This is a genomic window from Mesorhizobium sp. M1A.F.Ca.IN.020.06.1.1, assembly GCF_004023265.1.
GTDB lineage: Bacteria > Pseudomonadota > Alphaproteobacteria > Rhizobiales > Rhizobiaceae > Mesorhizobium.
The window spans coordinates 1-1,539 of record NZ_RZSR01001181.1 but is presented as its reverse complement, the minus strand read 5'-3'; the positions used below and the strand labels follow the sequence as shown (position 1 = coordinate 1,539).

1 protein-coding gene and 1 pseudogene are annotated in these 1,539 nt (G+C 65.6%); one reads left to right on the top strand and one right to left on the bottom strand.

From position 1 onward, the window contains the following. Positions 1–217 (top strand): annotated as a pseudogene (locus EOA60_RS32260) (UTP--glucose-1-phosphate uridylyltransferase); the annotation flags it as partial. Between the two features lie 69 nt (positions 218–286). Here EOA60_RS32260 and EOA60_RS32255 read toward each other — a convergent pair. Then, positions 287–1,539: outer membrane beta-barrel protein (locus tag EOA60_RS32255; protein WP_128312578.1), on the bottom strand; the 1,253-nt coding region annotated here is incomplete at its 5' end.

The following is a 1,539-nucleotide window of genomic DNA, read 5'->3' as shown; positions in this document are numbered from 1 at the left end:
GCTGACGGATGCGATGCTGAAGCTGGAGAAGCAGCAGGCCTTCTACGGCTATCACTATAAGGGGCGCACCTTCGACTGCGGCTCGCCGGAAGGCTTCGTCGAGGCCAATGTCGCCTTCGCGCTCTGGCGCAGCGACATGAATGCGAGCATGGCCGGGGTCATCCGCACGCTGCTGGATGAGGTGCGGCCGGCGGAGCGGATCGGCGCCGCTTCCTAGGTGCTGGCTAAGCGGAGCGGATCCTTCGGATCTCCGCGTCCGCATCGCTGGCGCGAGGATCACGAAGTGTCAGCGCTGCACCTTCAGACCGAGATAGACGCTGTTGGCGACATAGTCGCGACCGGGAAGGTTGCTGGTGAGCTTCTCCGTCCTGATTCTTGTGGTGAGGCCGGCATAGCGGTTCAGCCACCAGGTCAGGCCGGCCTCGGCGCTCAGGACCAGATCGTGGCCATCGGAGCCGATGTAGTCGCGCCAATCGAGCCCCAGCGCTGTATTCGCCGTCAGGTTGGCGCGGACCTGCCGCTCGCCGGTGAGCCGGCCCGAATAGAGGAGGTCGCCGCTCTCGTTAGCGATGGTCGTGGTCTCGACCGTGGTTCTTCCGGTCAGCCCGATGATGGTGCCGCGCTCGGGCGACCATCTGAGGTCGGCGTTGACGTAGGGCCCCGCAATCGCCGGCAGACGGTCGTCGTCGATGCCTTCGCGCAGCCATCCGACGGAGAACTCGCCGGAGAGCTTCTCGCGCATGTCGAGCTCGACGCCGGCGCGCGCGCTGAGCCGCGTCGAGGAGCGCTCGAAACCGTTGCTGTCGAGGCGCAGATCGTAGATCCGCCGGCCGGCTTCCACTTCAACGAATGGCGTCATGGCCGGTGAGACCTGATAGCCGGTACGCAAGGTCGCAGAGTAGAGTGTCGAGTCGCGATCCTTCAGCGACAAGACGGTGCCGTCCGAGAGCTTGGCGTCGCCGTAGAAGTCATGCGAGACCGCGCCGGTCAGCGCGTAGCGCATCTTGCCGACATCCTTCTCGATGCCGAGGCTGCCGTCGACCGTCTGCCGCAGCGGCTGTGAGGTGACGCCGGCAATCGCATCCGGCGAGGACGCCGATTCCGGCACCGCTTCATACCCGAGCTTGGCGATGGCGCGCAGTTCATTGTCGAGGTCGACAGTGAGCTGGCCTTCGATCCGGCCCTGCGCATCGTTGATCTTCTGGCCCGAAAGCGTGTTGCGAAAAAGGCCGTAGCCGTCGACGACGGCCGAATTCTCGCGCCAGTCGGAGGTGGCGGAGAAACGCAGCGCGGTTTCGGACAGCACAGCCGACCTGCCGCCGGCGCTGGCATCGGCATTGGAAGTCGCGGTGAGGCCTTGCTCGAGTGTCGGACGGAAGACAAAGGTCCCGACCTTAATGCCGGGGGCGGCGAAGGCATCGTCCTCCAGCTTCACTTTCTGGCCCTCGATCGATCCTGTGCGCTCCGCGCCGGGATCGAGCTTCTGCCGGTCGACGCTGTCGATAGTGACGGCGCGGCGGTTCGCGCCGTCATCCTCGG